Source organism: Muricoccus nepalensis (assembly GCF_006438825.1).
In the GTDB taxonomy this organism is placed as follows: domain Bacteria; phylum Pseudomonadota; class Alphaproteobacteria; order Acetobacterales; family Acetobacteraceae; genus Roseomonas; species Roseomonas nepalensis.
The window spans coordinates 162,677-179,331 of sequence record NZ_RCZP01000001.1; the positions used below are offsets into that span (position 1 = coordinate 162,677).

Genomic DNA, 16,655 nt, shown 5'->3' on the forward strand with positions numbered 1-16,655 from the left:
GGATGGGCTGCGTCCTCGGGGGTCATAGGTGGCGGAGGCCCGGCGGCTTGGCAATGACGGGGGAAACCGTTCCAGGCACGGGGTTTGCTTGGCGACGGGTCCCCGCGCCCCATTCCCGGAGGACGACCCATGCGTCGCCGCACCCTGATCGCCTCGGCCTCCGCCGCGCTGGCCGCCCCCGCCCTGCGCCCGGCCGCGGCCCAGCCCGCGCCCACCCGGGCCGAGACGCTCCTGCTGGTGCAGGAATACGGGCCGAACAGCCTCGACATGCAGGGGATCGGCTCCTCCCAGCCGGTGAACGGGGTCGCGCTGAACTGCTACGACCGGCTGGTGCGCTACAAGCGGGTCGCGCTGCCCGGCGAGGGCAACGGCAGCACCTTCGACATCACCTCCCTCGAGCCCGAGCTGGCGGAGAGCTGGCAGGAGGCGAGCGACGGGATGAGCTGCACCTTCCGCCTGCGGGAGGCCCGGTTCCACTCCGGGCGCCCGGTCGCGGCCAAGGACGTGAAGTGGTCGCTCGACCGTGCCGTCTCGATCGGCGGCTTCGCGACGACGCAGATGAACGCGGGCAGCCTCGAGAAGCCCGAGCAGTTCGTGGCGCTGGACGACCGCACCTTCCGCGTCGACTACGTCCGCAAGGACAAGCTGACGCTGCCCAACCTCGGCGTCACCATCCCCTTCGTCTTCGACAGCGAGCTCGCGATCCGCAACGGCGGCGGGGACCCCTGGGCGAAGGAGTGGCTGAAGAACAACGTCGCGGGCTCCGGCGCCTTCCGGGTGGAGGCCTTCCGGCCGGGCACCGAGACCATCTACGTGCGCAACGACGACTGGAAGTCGGGGCCCCTGCCCTCGCTCCGCCGCGTCATCGCGCGCGACATCCCCTCCCCCTCGACCCGCCGCGCGCTGATCGAGCGCGGCGACACCGACATCTCCTACGGCCTGCCGCCAAAGGACTTCAAGGACCTCGCCGAGGCGCGCCGCGTGAAGGTGGTGGGCGTGCCCGTGCCGAACGCGATCTGGTACGTGGCGCTGAACGCGACGACCGGGCCCTTCACGGATGTCCGGCTCCGGCAGGCCGTGGCCTGGGCCCTGCCCTACGAGGCCATCATGCAGGCCTCGCTGTTCGGCCGCGGCGTGCCGATGTGGGGCGCCCTGGGCGGTCCCACCACCGCTTGGCCGCAGCCCTTCCCCTACAGCACAAACCTCGCCCGCGCGCGGGAGCTCGTGCAGCAGGCGGCGCCGGGCGGGGTGACGACCAGCCTGCTGTTCGACGCGGGCTCGGGCACCATCGCCGAGCCCATGGCGGTGCTCGTGAAGGAGGCGCTGGCGCCGATCGGCATCAACGTCGAGCTGAGCAAGATCCCCGGCGCCAATTTCCGGGGCGAGCTGAACAAGAAGACGGCGCCCATGGTCATCAACCGCTTCGGCGGCTGGCTCGACTGGCCCGACTACTTCTTCTTCTGGAACTATCACGGCAACAACTCGATCTTCAACATCGCCTCCTACCAGAACCCGGCGATGGACCGGCTGATCGACGCCGCCCGCTTCGCCGCCGACGCCGACACCTACGCGGGCGCGGTGAAGGGCTTCATCGGCCTGGCCGAGCAGGAGGTGCCGATGATCCCCATCGCCCAGCCGCTGCACGACGTGGCGATGCAGCGCTCGATCGGCGGCTACCAGTTCTGGCCCTGCCGCGAGCCCGACTTCCGCTTCCTGACGAAGGGCTAGGCGCGTGCTGCGCGTCGCCCTCTCGCGCCTGGGCACCGCGGTGCCGAGCCTGATCGGCGTCGTGGTCGTCACCTTCCTGCTGACGCGCGTGCTGCCCGGCGACACCGCCACCTACTTCGCGGGGCCGGTCGCCTCGGCCGAGGCCATCGCGCAGATCCGCGCCCAGCTCGGCCTCGACCAGACGCTGCCCGTGCAGTTCGGGCGCTACGTCGCGGACCTCGCGCGGGGCGACCTCGGGACGTCGCTCGGCACGGGGCAGCCGGTGCTGCACGAGATCGCGACGCGGCTGCCGGCCTCGGCCGAGCTGACCCTGAGCGGGCTGCTGCTCGCCGCCCTGGCCGCGGTGCCGCTCGGCATCCTGGCCGCGCTCCGCCAGGGGTCCTGGGTGGACCATCTCTGCCGCGTGGTGACCACCGCGGGGGTCTCGCTGCCGGTCTTCTTCACAGGGCTGCTCGCGGTCTACGTCTTCTACTTCCTGCTCGGCTGGGCGCCCTCCCCGGTCGGGCGGCTGGACGCCTTCGCGACGGCGCCGCCCGCCGTCACCAACTTCCTCCTGATCGACAGCCTTCTCGCGGGCGACACCGAGACCTTCCTCGCCGCGCTGTCGCAGATCGCGCTGCCCGCCCTCACCCTCGCCCTCTTCGCGCTCGCGCCCCTCGCGCGGATCACCCGCGCCTCCATGCTCGCCGCCCTCGATTCCGAGTTCATCCGCACGGCGCGCGCGAGCGGCCTCAACCGGCGCACAATCGTCCTCACCTACGCCTTCCGCAACGCCATGCTGCCGGTGGTGACGACGCTCGGCATGGTCTTCTCCTTCCTGCTCGGCGCCAACGTCCTCGTGGAGAAGGTCTTCGCCTGGCCGGGCATCGGCTCCTACGCGGTGGAGGCGCTGATCGCCTCGGACTTCGCGCCGGTGCAGGGCTTCGTGCTCACCATGGCGGTGCTCTACATCGCGCTGAACCTCGCGATCGACCTTCTCTACGGCCTGATCGACCCGCGGGCGAAGGAGGGATGATGCCGGAGAACCCTGCCCTCGCGCTGCCGCGGCCCTCCGCCGCGGGCAACCTCCTCCGCCACGCGCGCTACGTGCTCGCCGGCAATCCCGTGACCGCCTTCTCCTTCCTCCTGCTGCTCTTCCTCCTCGGCTGCGCGCTGCTCGGGCCCTCGCTGGTGCCGCACGACCCGCAGGCGAGCAACGCGCTGCGCGCGCTGCAGGCTCCCTCGGCCCAGCACCTCTTCGGGACGGACCAGCTCGGGCGCGACATCCTCAGCCGCGTGGTCGTCGCGACGCGGCTCGACCTCGGGATCGCCTTCTTCTCGGTCGCGCTCGTCTTCGCGGTCGGCGGGCTGGCCGGGGTCGCGGCCGGTTTCTTCGGCGGCTGGACGGACCGGATCGTGGGCCGGCTGGCCGACACCATCATGGCCTTTCCCCTCTTCGTGCTCGCGATGGGGGTGGTGGCGGCGCTCGGCAACACCGTCACGAACATCGTCATCGCGACGGCGGTCGTGAACTTCCCCCTCTACGCCCGCATCGCGCGCGGCGAGGCGCTGGTGCGGCGGAACGCGGGGTACGTCCAGGCCGCGCGCCTCACGGGCAACGGCGAGCTCCGCATCCTGCTCACGACGATCCTGCCGAACATCCTGCCGATCATGGCCGTGCAGATGTCGCTGACCATGGGCTACGCCATCCTCAACGCGGCCGGGCTCTCCTTCATCGGCCTCGGCGTCCGCCCGCCCACGCCCGAATGGGGGATCATGGTCGCGGAGGGGGCGAGCTTCATCGTCTCGGGCGAGTGGTGGGTCGCCCTCTTTCCCGGCCTCGCGCTCATGCTCGCGGTCTTCTGCTTCAACCTTCTCGGCGACGGGCTGCGCGACATCGTCGACCCGCAGCGCCGCACATGAGCGCCGTCCCCCTCCTTGACGTCCGGGACCTGACGGTCGAGTTCGCGACCCGCCGCGGCACCGTGCGCGCGGTGGAGCGGGTCGACCTCTCCATCGGCAAGGGCGAAACCCTCGCGGTGGTCGGGGAGTCCGGCTCGGGCAAGTCCGTCACCTCCTACGCCGTCATGCGCATCCTCGACCGCGCCGGGCGGATCGCGGCCGGCACCGTCACCTTCTCCGGCATGGCGCTGCGCGACCTTCCGGAGGGCGAGATGCGCGACCTGCGCGGGTGGGAGATCTCGATGATCTTCCAGAACCCGCGCGCGGCGCTGAACCCGATCCGCCCGGTCGGCCGCCAGATCGAGGACGTCCTCCTCCAGCACGGCCAGGCCGGCCGGGGGAACGCGAGGGCGCGCGCCGTGGAGGTGCTGGAGAGCGTGCGCATCGCGCGCCCGGCCGAGCGCTACCACGCCTATCCCTTCGAGCTCTCGGGCGGCATGTGCCAGCGGGTCGTCATCGCCCTCGCGCTGGCCTGCCGGCCGCAACTCCTCATCGCGGACGAGCCGACCACGGGGCTCGACGTCACCACCCAGAAGTCCGTCATGGAGCTGGTGACGGAGCTGACGCGCGCGCGGGGCATGTCGACCCTGCTGATCACCCACGACCTCGGCCTCGCCGCCGCCTATTGCGACCGGGTGGTGGTGATGGAGAAGGGCCGCGTGGTGGAGACGGCGTCCGCATCCGCGATCTTCCGCGCGCCCTCCCACGCCTACACGCGCCGCCTGATGCGGGCGACGCCCCGGCCCGGCGCCGGGCTGCGGGACCTGCTGCCGGAGGGCGCGGCGCCCTTCCCGCCCGCGCCGATCCCCGGCGCCCCGCTGCTGGTGGTGGAGGGGCTGGTGAAGGAGTACCCGCGCGCGGGCGGCAGCCTTCTCGGGCGCCTGGCGGGACGCGCCCCGGCGGAGGCCCCCTTCCGCGCGGTGGACGGCATCGGCTTCGAGATCCGGCGCGGCGAGAGCGTCGGGCTTGTCGGCGAGTCCGGCTGCGGCAAGTCGACGACCTCGATGATGATCATGCGCCTGCTCGACCCCACGGCCGGCCGCATCGCCTTCGACGGGGAGGACATCGGCGCCATCCCCGCCCGCCGCTTCGCTTCCTCGGCGGCGCGGCGGCGCATCCAGATGGTTTTCCAGGACCCGACCGACAGCCTCAACCCGCGCCACAGCGCGGCGCGCGCGATCGCCGACCCGATCCGGCGCCTGGGCACGCTCCGCGGCGCGGCGCTGGCCGCCCGGGTGGAGGAGCTCGCCTCCCTCGTCGGCCTGCCCGCCGCGCTGCTCGACCGCTTTCCCCACCAGCTCTCGGGCGGGCAGAAGGCGCGGGTCGGCATCGCCCGCGCGATCGCGCTGAACCCGGAGCTGGTCGTGCTGGACGAGCCGACGGCGGCGCTGGACGTCTCGGTGCAGGCCGTGGTGCTGAACCTGCTGCACGAGCTCAAGCTGCGGCTGGGCATGAGCTACCTCTTCGTCAGCCACGACCTGAACGTCGTGCGCCTCCTCTGCGACCGCGTGCTCGTCATGCGCGCCGGCGCAATCGTGGAGGAGGGGCCGGTCGAGCGGGTGCTGGGCAACCCCGCGGCCGCCTACACCCGCGAGTTGCTCGCCGCCATTCCCCACCCTCCCGCCTGAGAGACGCCCTTGCCCGCTGACCTCCCCCCGCTGCCCGACGACGCCACCCTGCTCGCCCTTCTCGACGCCGCCGCGCTGGCGAACGGCATCCCCGTCGATCCCGCCTGGCGCCCGGAGGTGCTGGCCAACTTCCGCGCCGTCGCGAACGCCGCGCGCGCCTTCCTGCCCTTCCCGCTCGAGGACGAGTCCGAGCCCGCGCCGGTGTTTAGAGCATGAGCGTTCCGGGCATGAGCGATCCGACGGGCCCGGACGCGACCGCGGCCGGCATCGCCGCCGCCGTCGCCGCGGGCGAGGTCACGGCGCAGGCGGTGACCGAGGCCGCCCTCGCGCGCGTCGCGGCGCGGAACGGGCTGCTCAACGCCTTCACCGACGTCCTCGCCGCGCGCGCCCTCGCGACCGCCGGGCGGGTGGACGCGCGGCGGGCGGCGGGGGAGCGGCCCGGCCCCCTCGCCGGCGTGCCCTTCGCCGTGAAGAACCTCTTCGACATCGAGGGGCTGCCGACCCGCGCGGGCTCCCTCATCAACCGCGAACGGGCGCCGGCCGCGCGCGACGCGGCGCTGGTGCGGCGGCTGGAGGCGGCGGGGGCCGTGCTGCTCGGCGGCCTCAACATGGGCGAGTACGCCTATGACTTCACCGGCGAGAACGCCCATGACGGTCCCTCGCGCAACCCGCACGACCCCTCCCGCATGACCGGCGGCTCCTCGGGCGGCTCGGGGGGCGCGGTCGCGGCGGGCATGGTGCCGCTGGCGCTCGGCTCCGACACCAACGGCTCCATCCGCGTGCCCGCCGCCTTCTGCGGCCTCTTCGGGCTGAAGCCGACCTACGGGCGCCTGAGCCGGGCCGGCAGCTTTCCCTTCGTCTCCTCCTTCGACCACCTCGGCCCGCTCGGCCGCTCCGTCGACGACCTCGCCCTCGCCTACGACGCCCTGCAGGGCGAGGACCCCGACGACCCCGCCCAGGCGCCGCGGGGCGCGGAGCCCTTGCGGGGCCTCGTCGAGGCCGGGGCGGAGGGGCTGCGCATCGCCGTCGCGGGCGGGCATTTCGCGCGCAACGGCGATCCCGAGTGCTTCGCGGCCGTCGCCCGCGCGGTCGGCGCGCTGGGCGCCGCCGCCACGGTCGAGATCCCGGAGGCGCCGCGCGCCCGCGCCGCCGCCTTCGTCATCACCGCCGCCGAGGGGGCGGCGCTGCACCTGGACCGCCTGCGCGAGCGGCCGGCCGACTTCGACCCCGCGACCCGCGACCGGCTGATCGCGGGGACGGCGATCCCCGCCGTCTGGGTGATGCGGGCGCAGCGCTTCCGCCGGTGGTACCGCGAGCGGGTCCTCGCCCTCTTCGAGGAAGTCGACGTCATCCTGGCCCCCGCCACCCCCTGCCGCGCGCCGGCGCTCGGCCAGGCGACGATCGTCATGGACGGCGCCACCCTGCCGCTGCGGCCGAACATCGGCGTCTTCACCCAGCCGATCTCCTTCATCGGCCTGCCCGTCTGCGCCGTGCCTGTCTGGGTCGACGAGGGGCTGCCGCTGGGCGTGCAGGTGATCGCGCCGCCCTGGCGGGAGGACCTGGCCCTGCGCGTGGCGCGGGCGCTCGAGCGCGCCGGCGCGGCGGGCTGCCGCGCGGCGCCCTGAGGCCCCGCCCCGCTCACGCAACCGGGACGCGGAACGCGCGTGACCTTTCGCGCGCGCCGGCCCTAGGCTGGCCGCGAAGAAGGGGAGACGGCCGTGGACGACCATGTCGAGGACTACCCGACGGCGGAGGGCGACTACCTGCCGCACGTCATCAACCGCTGCGTCGAGAAGGCCAACCGGCACGGCCGCCCGCACCGCTTCCGGCTGAACGGCGCCGAGGTGGTGGTGCGGCCGGGCCAGACCGCCGAGGCGGTGAACGACGAGGTGCAGCGCCAATGGCAGGCCGGCCGCTCCCTGGCGGCGGGCTGAACGGCCGCGCGAGGAAGGTTTCACCGGCTTTCGCCGCAAAACGGGCGGACGCGCGCGCCTGACGAAGAAGTGACCTCCTCTCAGGGACCGGAATGCTTCTCCCGGGGCGGCAACCCGTCTCTTGTGCCGGGGCAGTCGAGCGTCACGCTGAGACGGCGGGGGGCCGTGATCCGGCGCCGGTCCGGGGGCCGGCCGGGACGGCATGTTTGGGGGTTGGTCCGATGGTGAATGTTCCGCTCTGGCCGCGACCGGCCGTCCTGGCCATGGTCCCGGCGCTGCTCGCGCCGCTGGCGGGATGCGGCGGCGCGCTGCAGTCGGACTCGCGCCTCGCCACGATGGAGAGCTCGCTCCAGGCCTCGCAGGCGCGCGGCGGCTTGCTGCAGCAGCGGGTCGCGGAGCTCGAATCCACCCTTGCCGCGGAGCGCCGCGCCGCCGGGGAGCTGGTGGTGCTGGAGCAGCGCCTGGCGCTCGCCCGGACGGCGCTCGGCACCTCGCAGCGTGCGCGGGCCGCCGCCGAGGGGCAGGCCCGCGCGCTGCGCGAGCGCCTGGCGGCCGAGGAAGGCCGCGTGGCCGGGTTGCAGAGCGAGGCCGGGGAGCTCCAGCAGGTGAGCGAGGCGCGCCGCGGCACGATCTCGGAGGCCGAGCGCAACCTCGCCGGCCTGCAGGACCAGGTCGGCGCCGCCGAGCGCCGGCTGGCCGCGCTGCGCGAGCAGTCGACCGCCCAGGACGGCCGGCTGGCCGCGCTCTCCGAGCGCGCTGCAGCCGAGGAGCGCCGCCTGGCCGGGCTGCGCCAGGCCGCCGCCGCGGAGGAGCGCCGACTGGCCGACCAGCGCCAGCAGGGCGTGGCCGAGAACGGGCGCCTCGCCGCGCTCCGCACCTCCATCGAGGAGGCGCAGCGCTCGCTCAACGAGCGCCAGCAGGCAAGCGCCGAGACCGAGCGCCGCCTCGCCGCGCTGCGCAACGACACCACGGCGGCCGAGCGCGACCTGGCCGCGCGCCGCGCCTCCATCGGCGAGGCGGACGGGCGCCTTGCCCGGACGAACCAGGCGGCCGAGGAGGCCACGGGCCGCGTCCGCGCCCTCGAGGCGCGCGCCTCCGGCCTCACGGATTCGACCGGCACCGCCGAGCGGCGCTTGGCCGAGCTGCGCGCCTCCCTCGCCACCGCCGAGAGCAGCGTGAACGACCGGCAGACGGCGGTGACGCAGGCGCAGGCGGAGTTGACGCGCATCTCCGCCGCGCGCGACGAGGCCGCCAACACGTTGCGCGGGCTGGAGGCGCGGACCGCCGAGCTCCGCACCCAGGTGGGCGCCGCCGAGCGCCGCCTCGCCGAGCTGCGCGAGGGCGCCACGGCCGAGGAGCGCCGCCTGCAGGCCGCGCGCTCCCAGGCGCAGGCCGCGGAGGCGGAGCTGGCCACGCGCCAGGCCGCGCTGCGCGAGGCCGAGGGGCGGCTGGCGGGGGTGAACCGCGCCTCCGACGAGGCCGGCGGCCGCGTCCGCACCCTCGAGGCCCAGGTCCAGCAGATCGCGGCGAGCAGCGACACGGCGCGCCAGGAGCAGGGCCAGCTTCGCGAGCAGGCGCAGAGCCTGCGCAACGAGGTCCGCGGCCTGGAGCAGCGCCGCCAGGAGCTGAGCGGCCAGATCGCCGAAGCGCAATCCCGCCTCGAGCAGCAACGCCGCGAGCTGGCGGAGCTCGGCGCGCAGCTCACGCGCGACCGGCAGGCGGCGCCGCAGCGCCTGCTGCCGACCAACGGCAGCGGGCCGGAGCAGCCCCCGGCCGGCCAGTCCGCCAGCCCCTGAGGCGGCCTAGAGGCTCATCAGGCTGGCGTTGCCGCCGGCGGCCGCCGTGTTGGTGCTCGTCGAGCGCTCGGCGGCGAGCATGTCCAGCGGGTAGACCTCGCCGCGCGCGAGGGCCCCGGGCGCGAGGGCCAGGACGGGCCGGATCGGCCCCTCCATCGCCGCGACCTCGCGGTTAAGGGCCCGCAGGCCCGCCTCCTCGCCCTCGAACAGCACGGCGTCGAAGGAGGTTCCCTCCGGCGCAAGGCGAGCGGCGACGCCGGCGGGGAGCCCGACCGGCCGCCTCGCCAGCAGGGCGCGGTTGCCCGTGGCGAGGCAGGCCGCGAGCTGCAGGGCCGTGCCCTCCTCCGAGGCGGCCTCGCAGCGCACCACGCCCCGCGGGTGCAGGGCGTAGCGGTTCACCTCCCCGACCGGCCCCGGCAGGACAATCCCGAGCCCGGCGCGGCCCGCCGAGACCTGGCGCGCGCAACGCGCGGCCAGGGCGTCCAGGCCCCGCTCCTGCAGCCAGTCGACGAAGGCGGTGGCCTCCGCCGGGGGCTCGACCGTGGGCAGCGGCGGATCGGCGGGCGCGGCGGCCAGGAGGCGCCGGAGGTAGAGCGGCCCGCCGGCCTTGGGGCCCGTGCCCGAGAGCCCGTGGCCGCCGAAGGGCTGCACGCCCACCACGGCGCCGATGAGGTTCCGGTTGACGTAGACGTTCCCCGCCGAGGACAGGCCCACGAGGCGCTCGATCGTCTCGTCGAGGCGGGAGTGCACGCCGAAGGTCAGGCCGTAGCCGGTGGCGTTGATCGAACGCACCAGCGCCTCGGCGTCCGCGCGGCGGAAGCGCAGGACGTGCAGCACGGGGCCGAAGACCTCGCGCTCCAGCTCCTCCAGCCCGCCGATCTCGATGATGGTGGGCGCGACGAAGGTGCCGTCGCGGCAGGCCTCCGGCAACGGTGCGGCGTACACCTTCCGCCCGCGCGCGCGCATCGCCTCGACATGCGCCTCGATGCCGCGCCGCGCCTCCTCGGTGATGACGGGGCCGATGTCGACGGAAAGCCGGTCGGGGTTGCCGAGGGAGAGCTCCGCCAGCGCGCCGCGGAGCATGGCCAGCACGCGGTCGGCGACCTCCTCCTGCAGGCAGAGCACGCGGAGCGCGGAGCAGCGCTGCCCCGCGCTGTCGAAGGCGGAGGCGAGGACGTCCGCCACCACCTGCTCGGCGAGGGCGGAGCTGTCGACGACGAGCGCGTTCTGCCCGCCCGTCTCGGCCACCAGCGGCACGGGCTGCCCGTCCGGGTTCAGGCGGCCGGCGAGCTGGCGCTGGATGAGGCGCGCGACCTCGGTCGAGCCCGTGAACATCACGCCCCGCACGCGCGCGTCCGCGACGAGCCGCGCGCCGACCGCACCATCCCCGGGCAGGAGCTGCAGCGCGGCGGGCGGCACCCCGGCCTCGCGCAGGAGGCCGGTGGCGAGGGCCGCGATAAGCGGCGCCTCCTCCGCGGGCTTGGCGAGGACGGGGTTGCCCGCGGCGAGCGCCGCCGCGACCTGGCCGGTGAAGATCGCGAGCGGGAAGTTCCAGGGCGAGATGCAGGCGACGGGGCCGAGCGGCCGGTGCGCGCCCGCCGCGAGGTCCTGCGCCCCGGCGGCGTAGTAGCGGAGGAAGTCGACGGCCTCGCGCACCTCCCCGATCGCGTTCGGGATGGACTTGCCGGCCTCGCGGACGATGGGGCCGATCAGCGCGTCCATCCGCGCCTCCATCAGCGCGGCGGCGCGCTCCAGCATCGCCGCGCGGTCGGCCGGAGGGGTCGCTGCCCAGGAGGCGGACGCCTCCTCCGCCGCGGCGAGGGCGGCCTCCACCGCCGCCGGGGAGGCGTCGGTGACCTGGCCGACGAGGTCGCGGCGGTCCGCGGGGTTGCGCGCCTCCCGCGCCTCGCCCTCCCTCTCTCCCCCGGCCAGCATCGGCGCCGCGCGCAGCGGACGCGTGTCCAGCGCGGCGGCGAGGGCCGCGAGGCGGTCCTCGTTCGTCAGGTCGAGGCCCGCGGCGTTCGCGCGCGCGCTCCCGAACAGCGCGCCCGGCTGCGCGATGCCGTCATGCGGCCGGCCCGGCGGCACGAGGGCTGCGGCCTCGGCCACGGGATCGGCGAGCAGCGCCTCGATCGGCACGGAGAGGTCGTTGATGCGGTTCACGAAGGAGGAGTTGGCGCCGTTCTCGAGCAGGCGGCGGACGAGGTAGGCGAGCAGCGTCTCGTGCGTGCCCACGGGCGCGTAGATGCGGCAGGGGCGGTCGAGGCCCTTCGGCCCCACGACCTCCTCGTAGAGCGGCTCGCCCATGCCGTGCAGGCACTGGAACTCGTACTGGCCCGGCGTGAAATGCGGCCCGGCCATCTCGTGGATGGCGGCGAGGGTGCGCGCGTTGTGGGTGGCGAATTGCGGGAAGACGGCGTCGGGCGCAGCCAGCAGCCGGCGCGCGCAGGCGAGGAACGACACGTCCGTGTGGATCTTGCGCGTGAAGACGGGGAAGCCCTCCAGCCCGTCCATCTGCGCGCGCTTGATCTCGCTGTCCCAGTAGGCGCCCTTCACCAGCCGGACCATCACGCGGCGGCCGGTGCGGCGGGCGAGGTCGACCACGAAATCGATCACGAAGGGCGCGCGGCGCTGGTAGGCCTGGACGACGAAGCCGATGCCGTCCCAGCCCGCCAGCCGCTCGTCGTGGCAGAGCGCCTCCAGCAGGTCGAGCGAGAGCTCCAGCCGGTCCGCCTCCTCGGCGTCGATGTTGAGGCCGATGTCGTACCGGCGCGCGCGCAGCGCGAGCCCGGCCAGGCGGGGCAGCAGCTCCGCCATCACGCGGTTGCGCTGGGCGCGGGCGTAGCGGGGGTGCAGCGCGGAGAGCTTGATCGAGATGCCCGGCCCCTCCTGGATGCCGCGCCCCGCGGCGGCGCGCCCGATGGCGTCGATCGCGCCCTCGTAGTCCCGGAGGTAGCGGGCGGCGTCCTCGGCCGTCGTCGCGGCCTCGCCAAGCATGTCGTAGGAGTAGCGGAAGCCCTTCGCCTCCATCGCGCGGCTGTTCGCGAGCGCCTCCTCGATCGTCTGGCCCGTCACGAAGCGCTCGCCCATCATGCGCATGGCGAGGTCCACGCCGCGGCGGATCACGGGCTCGCCCGCGCGCGCGACGAGCCGCGTCAGCGCCGCGCCCAGCCCCGCCTCGCCGCCGGTGGAGGCAAGGCGGCCGGTGACGACGAGCCCCCAGGTGGCCGCGTTCACGAAGAGCGAGGGCGAGTGGCCGAGATGCGCCCGCCAGTCGCCGCCGCCGATCTTGTCGCGGATCAGGGCGTCGCGTGTGGCGTCGTCGGGGATGCGCAGCAGGGCTTCCGCGAGGCACATCAGCGCGACCCCCTCCTCGCTGGAGAGGGAGAACTCCTGCACCAGCGCCTCCACCCCGCCCGGGCGGCGGCGGCCGCGCAGCGCCGTGACCAGGCGCCGCGCCAGGGCGACCGCCCGCGCCTCCGCATCGGGCGGCAGGGCCGCGGCCTCGATCAGCGGCGGCAGGCACCGCTCCTCCGGGCGCCGGTAGGCCGCCGTCACCGCCGCCCGCAGCGGGGATTGCGGCCGGAGGTCGCGGCGGGAGGCCTCGAAGGGGCGCGACGCGGCGACGGGCGCCAGGGTGTCGGAGATGCTCAAGCGGACGCTTCCTCGCTCGCGGGCCGTGCCTCGTCGCGGCCGGGGAAAAGGCACCGCGCTCCCCGCCCGTCCCGGAATATAGGCGCGCGCGCCCGGCGGGGCACCGTCCGCCACGCTTGACCTCCTCCCGGCACCGACAACCTCTGGCCAGCGCTCGCCGGACCCAGGGCGCGAAGCGCGCGGGGAGCGAGGCAGGCATGGCGGAGACGGAGGCGACCGGAAGCGGCCCGGACGCGGCGTGGATCGCGGCGCGCGGGGCGGCGTTCCGCGAGGCGCTGGGCCGCTTCGATCCGGCGTGGCCGGTGCTGGTCCTCGGCCACCACGACGCCGACGGGCTCTCCTCCTCGGCCATCCTCGCCCGCGCCCTCGCGCAGGCCGGGCGGCGGGCGGAGGTGCGGGTGCTCGGCCGGGGCGAGAACGCCTGGTCGGAGGAGATGGCAGCCGAGCTTCGCGAGCGCGCGATGGGCGGGCTGATCGTCGCCGACCTCGGGACCCGCGCGGAGCCGCCGCTTCCCGGGATGCCCACGATCCTGATCGACCACCACGTCCCCACGGGCGTGCCGGCGGAGGCGACCCTGATCGGCGGCCACGGCCTGCAGCCGACGCCGACCACCTCGCTCCTCGCCTGGTGGTGCGGCTCGGCGATCGGGGAGGCGGAGAGCCTCCTCTGGCTCGCGGCGCTCGGCATCATCGGCGACATGGAGGAGGGCGCTGGCTTCGCCGAGATGGTGGCGGCGCGGGCGCGCTGGGGCATCACCGCGTTGCGCAACGCCGCCTCCCTCGTGAACGCGCCGCGGCGGGCGAGCGCGGGCGATGCGGGCCCGGCCCTCGCGCTGCTGATGAAGGCGGACGGCCCTAAGGCGGTGCTGTCCGGCGAGCACTCGGAGACCGCGGTGCTCCGGGCCGCCAAGGAGGAGGTGCAGCAGGCCCTGGCGGAGGGGCGCCGCGCCGCGCCCCGCATCCGGGGGGAGGTCGCCGTCATCCCCCTCCACTCCGCCTGCCAGATCCACCCGCTGATCGCGCAGCAATGGAAGGGACGGCTGCGGGACAAGGTCGTCATCGCCGCCAACACGGGCTACCGGCCGGGCTGGGTGCATTTCGCGGCCCGGGCCGGGACGGGCACGGACCTCATCCGCTTCTTCGCCGAGCACCGGCCGGAGGGCGCCGATCCCGTGCACTACGGCAACGGGCATCCCCAGGCCTCCGGCGGGGCGCTGCCGCCCGAGGCCTGGGACCGGTTCCTCGCGGGGCTCGGCTTCGGGGCCGAGGCGGGGCTTGCGGCTCCGGCGGGCGGCGCCGACTAGTCCCGCCCGCGGACCCCTGGGCACCAGGACCCGCGCGGCACCGAAGCCGACGGGACACACCCCGCGCGCACCCGCCGCAAAGAGCACCGGGGCGCGAGAAAACGCTTCAACGGATTGTGATCTCCCGATAACGTGTCCGTGAGCGAGGCGGGGGCCTTGCGGGGACAGGGACCAGGGTGATGCTGGACTTCGTTGAGGCGGCTTCCGCGCGGTTCGCGGCCCTCGAACCGGCGCCGCGCCCGGGCTTCATGTTCGCGACGGGGATCGAGAACAGCGCCCCCACCATCGGGGGCGGCCGGATCCGGCGCGACCAGCTCGCCGAGTGCGGCCACTACGACCGCTGGCGGGAGGACTTCGCCCTCGTGCGGGAGGTCGGCTGCGGCTACCTCCGCTACGGCCCGCAGCTTCACCGCTGCCTCGTGGCGCCCGGCGTCTACGACTTCAGCTTCGCCGACGAGGCCTTCGCCGCCCTTCGCCGCCAGGGCACGGTCCCGATCGTGGACCTCTGCCACTTCGGCGTGCCCGACTGGATCGGCGACTTCCAGAACCCGGACTTCCCCGAGATCTTCGCCGACTACTGCGGCGCCTTCGCGCGCCGCTTCCCCTGGGTGCAGCTCTACACCCCCGTGAACGAGATGTTCATCACGGCCGTCTTCTCCGCGAAGTACGGGTGGTGGAACGAGGAGCGGAAGGACGACCGCTCCTACGTCACGGCCATCAAGAACATCGTGCGCGCGAACGTGCTGGCCATGCACGCGATCCTCGAGGTGCGGCCGGACGCGCTCTTCGTGCAGTCGGAGTCGACCGAGCACTTCCACCCGGAGTGCCCGGCGGCCCTCGCCCACGCGGAGTTCCGCAACGGGGAGCGCTTCCTCACGCTCGACCTCAACTACGGCCAGCGCGTCTGCAGCGCGATGTACGAGTTCCTGCTCGACAACGGCATGACCCGCGACGAGTACCGCTTCTTCATGACGCAGGACCTTCGCCGCCACTGCATCATGGGCAACGACTGGTACGCGACCAACGAGCACCTGATCACCGGCGAGGGCACCAGCCGCTGGGCCGGCGAGGTCTTCGGCTACGGCCCGGTCACGCGCCTCTACCACGACCGCTACCGCCTGCCGGTCATGCACACCGAGACGAACTGCGACGAGGGGCCGAACGGCGACGAGTCCGAGCGCTGGCTGTGGAAGCAGTGGGCCGGCATCATGCGGCTGCGCCAGGACGGCGTGCCGATCCTCGGCTTCACCTGGTACTCGCTGACGGACCAGGTGGACTGGGACGTCGCACTCCGCCAGCAGCGCGGGCGGGTGAACCCGCGCGGCCTCTACGACCTCGACCGTCGCCCGCGCGCGGTCGGCCGCGCCTACCAGAAGCTCATCCGCGGCTGGTCCGAGGTGCTCTCCCGCCAGAGCTCCTGCCTCCACCCGGTGCTCGCCTCCATCGCCTGAGCGGGCCGTCGCGCGGGGTCGCCGCCGCCGCCGGGGGAAAGTGCCCCCGCCGGGGAACGACGGGGGCGCCGCCACGTTCTGCCGGGACAGTGGAGGACACCCTCATGGCCCCGATTTCCGAGCAGCGCCTCTTCGACGCCCTCGCCACCATCACCCACTCCTTCGCCGACGGCGGCGTGCCGGGCGTGGAGGGGCCGGGCGCCGGCGCGGCGACGGAGAGCGGCGAGGGTCCCTCCCCCGCCATCGAGGCGCTCAGCCCCCACACGCGCGAGGTCCTGGGAGAGGCCGCCCTGGCCGTCGCCTACGGCGCCTTCGCCTCCCGGGGCGGCGAGGGCGGGGCGATGCACACGCTCATCGCGGCGATGGGGCTGATGGCGCACCTCTCGGGCGAGGAGCCCGACCCGCCCGCGGAGATCCTGGCCATCGGCGCGCAGGACGGCCGCGTGGAGGAGGAGATCGACCGCGCCGGAGACGCCGTGGACGAGGAGTTCGGCCGCGACGCCTCGCCGGAGGCTCTCGTGGCCGCGCTGGAGGCTCGGATCGTCGGGACCGCCATCACGCTTGCGGGCTGCACGCTGCCCGAGGGGGCAGGCGGCCAGGCGGCGGTCCGCCTGCGGGCGGCGCGCGCCCTGGCGCGGCTCTCGGCGGGGCTGATGGCGATGAACGTCGCCGGCGGCGTGGGGGCGGCGAGGCCCGCTTCCGATGCGGCGCCGCAGCCGGCCGAGGCGCGGTAGACCGTACCGCCGCAACGAGCCGGCGGGGACTTAGCCCCGCCGGTCAGGAGTCTCCGCGCCGGGCGCGAAGACCGGTGACACGAGAAGGCGGCGGACCGGAAGCCCGCCGCCCGTCGCCGTCAGCGCTTGTCGGCCGCGTCGCGGAGGGTGTCCTTGGCGCCGCCCATGGCGTTCTCGCCGGTGCCCTTCGCCTTGTCCATCTTGCCCTCGGCCTGCATCTTCGAGTCGCCTGTGGCCGAGCCGACAGCGTCCTTTACAGCGCCCTTGGCCTTGTCGACCGCGCCGGAAATCCGATCCTTGTCCATCTCGCGTCCCCTTGCTGCCCGTTGATTCGGGTCATGGGATAGAACGCCCCCCTCTTCCCGCGGTTTCCCCGGCCCCCCGGCCCGGCTTGCGCACCGGCCCCTCCTGCCCGGATGCTGGCGCCCGTCCCTCCCGCGCCCCTGGGTCCCGCCACCGCGCGGCGGGAGGGAGGAGGACGCCGC

General features: G+C 74.7%; 13 protein-coding genes. 11 read left to right on the top strand and 2 right to left on the bottom strand.

Annotated elements, in window-relative coordinates; translation table 11 throughout:
- The first annotated feature begins 129 nt into the window (after positions 1 to 129).
- The 8 genes from EAH89_RS00670 to EAH89_RS00705 all read left to right on the top strand — a co-directional run bounded on the left by EAH89_RS00670 (position 130) and on the right by EAH89_RS00705 (position 9,027).
- Positions 130 to 1,728 carry an ABC transporter substrate-binding protein gene (locus EAH89_RS00670; RefSeq protein WP_140880842.1) on the top strand — a complete coding sequence of 533 codons (1,599 nt, stop codon included), beginning with the start codon at positions 130 to 132 and terminating at the stop codon, positions 1,726 to 1,728.
- Between the two features lie 4 nt (positions 1,729 to 1,732).
- Entirely contained in the window at positions 1,733 to 2,743 is a 1,011-nt protein-coding gene (locus EAH89_RS00675; protein WP_140880843.1) for an ABC transporter permease, read from the top strand.
- Positions 2,743 to 3,630, top strand: coding sequence for an ABC transporter permease (locus EAH89_RS00680; protein WP_241666781.1), 888 nt, complete (start codon positions 2,743 to 2,745; stop codon positions 3,628 to 3,630). The genes EAH89_RS00675 and EAH89_RS00680 overlap by 1 nt, the downstream gene beginning before the upstream one ends.
- Positions 3,627 to 5,297 (top strand): dipeptide ABC transporter ATP-binding protein, encoded by a 1,671-nt coding sequence (locus tag EAH89_RS00685; RefSeq protein ID WP_140880845.1) that lies wholly within the window; start codon positions 3,627 to 3,629, stop codon positions 5,295 to 5,297. The genes EAH89_RS00680 and EAH89_RS00685 overlap by 4 nt, the downstream gene beginning before the upstream one ends.
- A gap of 9 nt (positions 5,298 to 5,306) precedes the next feature.
- Positions 5,307 to 5,513: a DUF4089 domain-containing protein gene (locus tag EAH89_RS00690; protein ID WP_206667414.1), complete on the top strand. Its 207-nt coding sequence runs from the start codon at positions 5,307 to 5,309 to the stop codon at positions 5,511 to 5,513.
- A gap of 11 nt (positions 5,514 to 5,524) precedes the next feature.
- Entirely contained in the window at positions 5,525 to 6,922 is a 1,398-nt protein-coding gene (locus EAH89_RS00695) for an AtzE family amidohydrolase (RefSeq protein ID WP_140880846.1), read from the top strand.
- Between the two features lie 93 nt (positions 6,923 to 7,015).
- Positions 7,016 to 7,231, top strand: a complete 216-nt coding sequence (locus EAH89_RS00700) for a hypothetical protein (RefSeq protein ID WP_140880847.1) — start codon at positions 7,016 to 7,018, stop codon at positions 7,229 to 7,231.
- A 221-nt stretch (positions 7,232 to 7,452) separates the two neighbouring features.
- A complete protein-coding gene (locus EAH89_RS00705; protein WP_140880848.1) occupies positions 7,453 to 9,027 on the top strand; it encodes a coiled-coil domain-containing protein in 1,575 nt (524 codons plus the stop codon).
- Positions 9,028 to 9,033: 6 nt separating this feature from the next.
- On the opposite strand, the gene putA is transcribed toward EAH89_RS00705, so the two are convergent.
- Positions 9,034 to 12,675, bottom strand: coding sequence for a trifunctional transcriptional regulator/proline dehydrogenase/L-glutamate gamma-semialdehyde dehydrogenase (gene putA / locus EAH89_RS00710; protein WP_241666811.1), 3,642 nt, complete (start codon positions 12,673 to 12,675; stop codon positions 9,034 to 9,036).
- A gap of 203 nt (positions 12,676 to 12,878) precedes the next feature.
- Between putA and EAH89_RS00715 the strand changes: the two genes are divergently transcribed.
- The 3 genes from EAH89_RS00715 (at position 12,879) to EAH89_RS00725 (ending at position 16,170) form a co-directional block, all read left to right on the top strand.
- Positions 12,879 to 13,985, top strand: a complete 1,107-nt coding sequence (locus EAH89_RS00715; RefSeq protein ID WP_140880850.1) for a single-stranded-DNA-specific exonuclease RecJ family protein — start codon at positions 12,879 to 12,881, stop codon at positions 13,983 to 13,985.
- 179 nt (positions 13,986 to 14,164) lie between these two features.
- A complete protein-coding gene (locus EAH89_RS00720) occupies positions 14,165 to 15,436 on the top strand; it encodes a family 1 glycosylhydrolase (RefSeq protein WP_206667415.1) in 1,272 nt (423 codons plus the stop codon).
- Positions 15,437 to 15,540: 104 nt separating this feature from the next.
- A complete protein-coding gene (locus tag EAH89_RS00725; RefSeq protein WP_140880851.1) occupies positions 15,541 to 16,170 on the top strand; it encodes a hypothetical protein in 630 nt (209 codons plus the stop codon).
- A 119-nt stretch (positions 16,171 to 16,289) separates the two neighbouring features.
- Here EAH89_RS00725 and EAH89_RS00730 read toward each other — a convergent pair whose 3' ends face one another.
- A complete protein-coding gene (locus EAH89_RS00730; protein WP_140880852.1) occupies positions 16,290 to 16,475 on the bottom strand; it encodes a CsbD family protein in 186 nt (61 codons plus the stop codon).
- Positions 16,476 to 16,655 lie beyond the last annotated feature (180 nt).

What these genes read in the sequence shown, in the direction of transcription:
- EAH89_RS00685 (WP_140880845.1), top strand. Translation starts at nt 3,627, where the DNA reads ATGAGCGCCGTCCCCCTCCTTGACGTCCGGGACCTGACGGTCGAGTTC.
- EAH89_RS00705 (WP_140880848.1), top strand. Translation starts at nt 7,453, where the DNA reads ATGGTGAATGTTCCGCTCTGGCCGCGACCGGCCGTCCTGGCCATGGTC.
- EAH89_RS00720 (WP_206667415.1), top strand. Translation starts at nt 14,165, where the DNA reads ATGCTGGACTTCGTTGAGGCGGCTTCCGCGCGGTTCGCGGCCCTCGAA.
- EAH89_RS00680 (WP_241666781.1), top strand. Translation starts at nt 2,743, where the DNA reads ATGCCGGAGAACCCTGCCCTCGCGCTGCCGCGGCCCTCCGCCGCGGGC.
- EAH89_RS00730 (WP_140880852.1), bottom strand. Translation starts at nt 16,475, where the DNA reads ATGGACAAGGATCGGATTTCCGGCGCGGTCGACAAGGCCAAGGGCGCT.
- EAH89_RS00725 (WP_140880851.1), top strand. Translation starts at nt 15,541, where the DNA reads ATGGCCCCGATTTCCGAGCAGCGCCTCTTCGACGCCCTCGCCACCATC.
- EAH89_RS00715 (WP_140880850.1), top strand. Translation starts at nt 12,879, where the DNA reads ATGGCGGAGACGGAGGCGACCGGAAGCGGCCCGGACGCGGCGTGGATC.
- EAH89_RS00670 (WP_140880842.1), top strand. Translation starts at nt 130, where the DNA reads ATGCGTCGCCGCACCCTGATCGCCTCGGCCTCCGCCGCGCTGGCCGCC.
- EAH89_RS00695 (WP_140880846.1), top strand. Translation starts at nt 5,525, where the DNA reads ATGAGCGATCCGACGGGCCCGGACGCGACCGCGGCCGGCATCGCCGCC.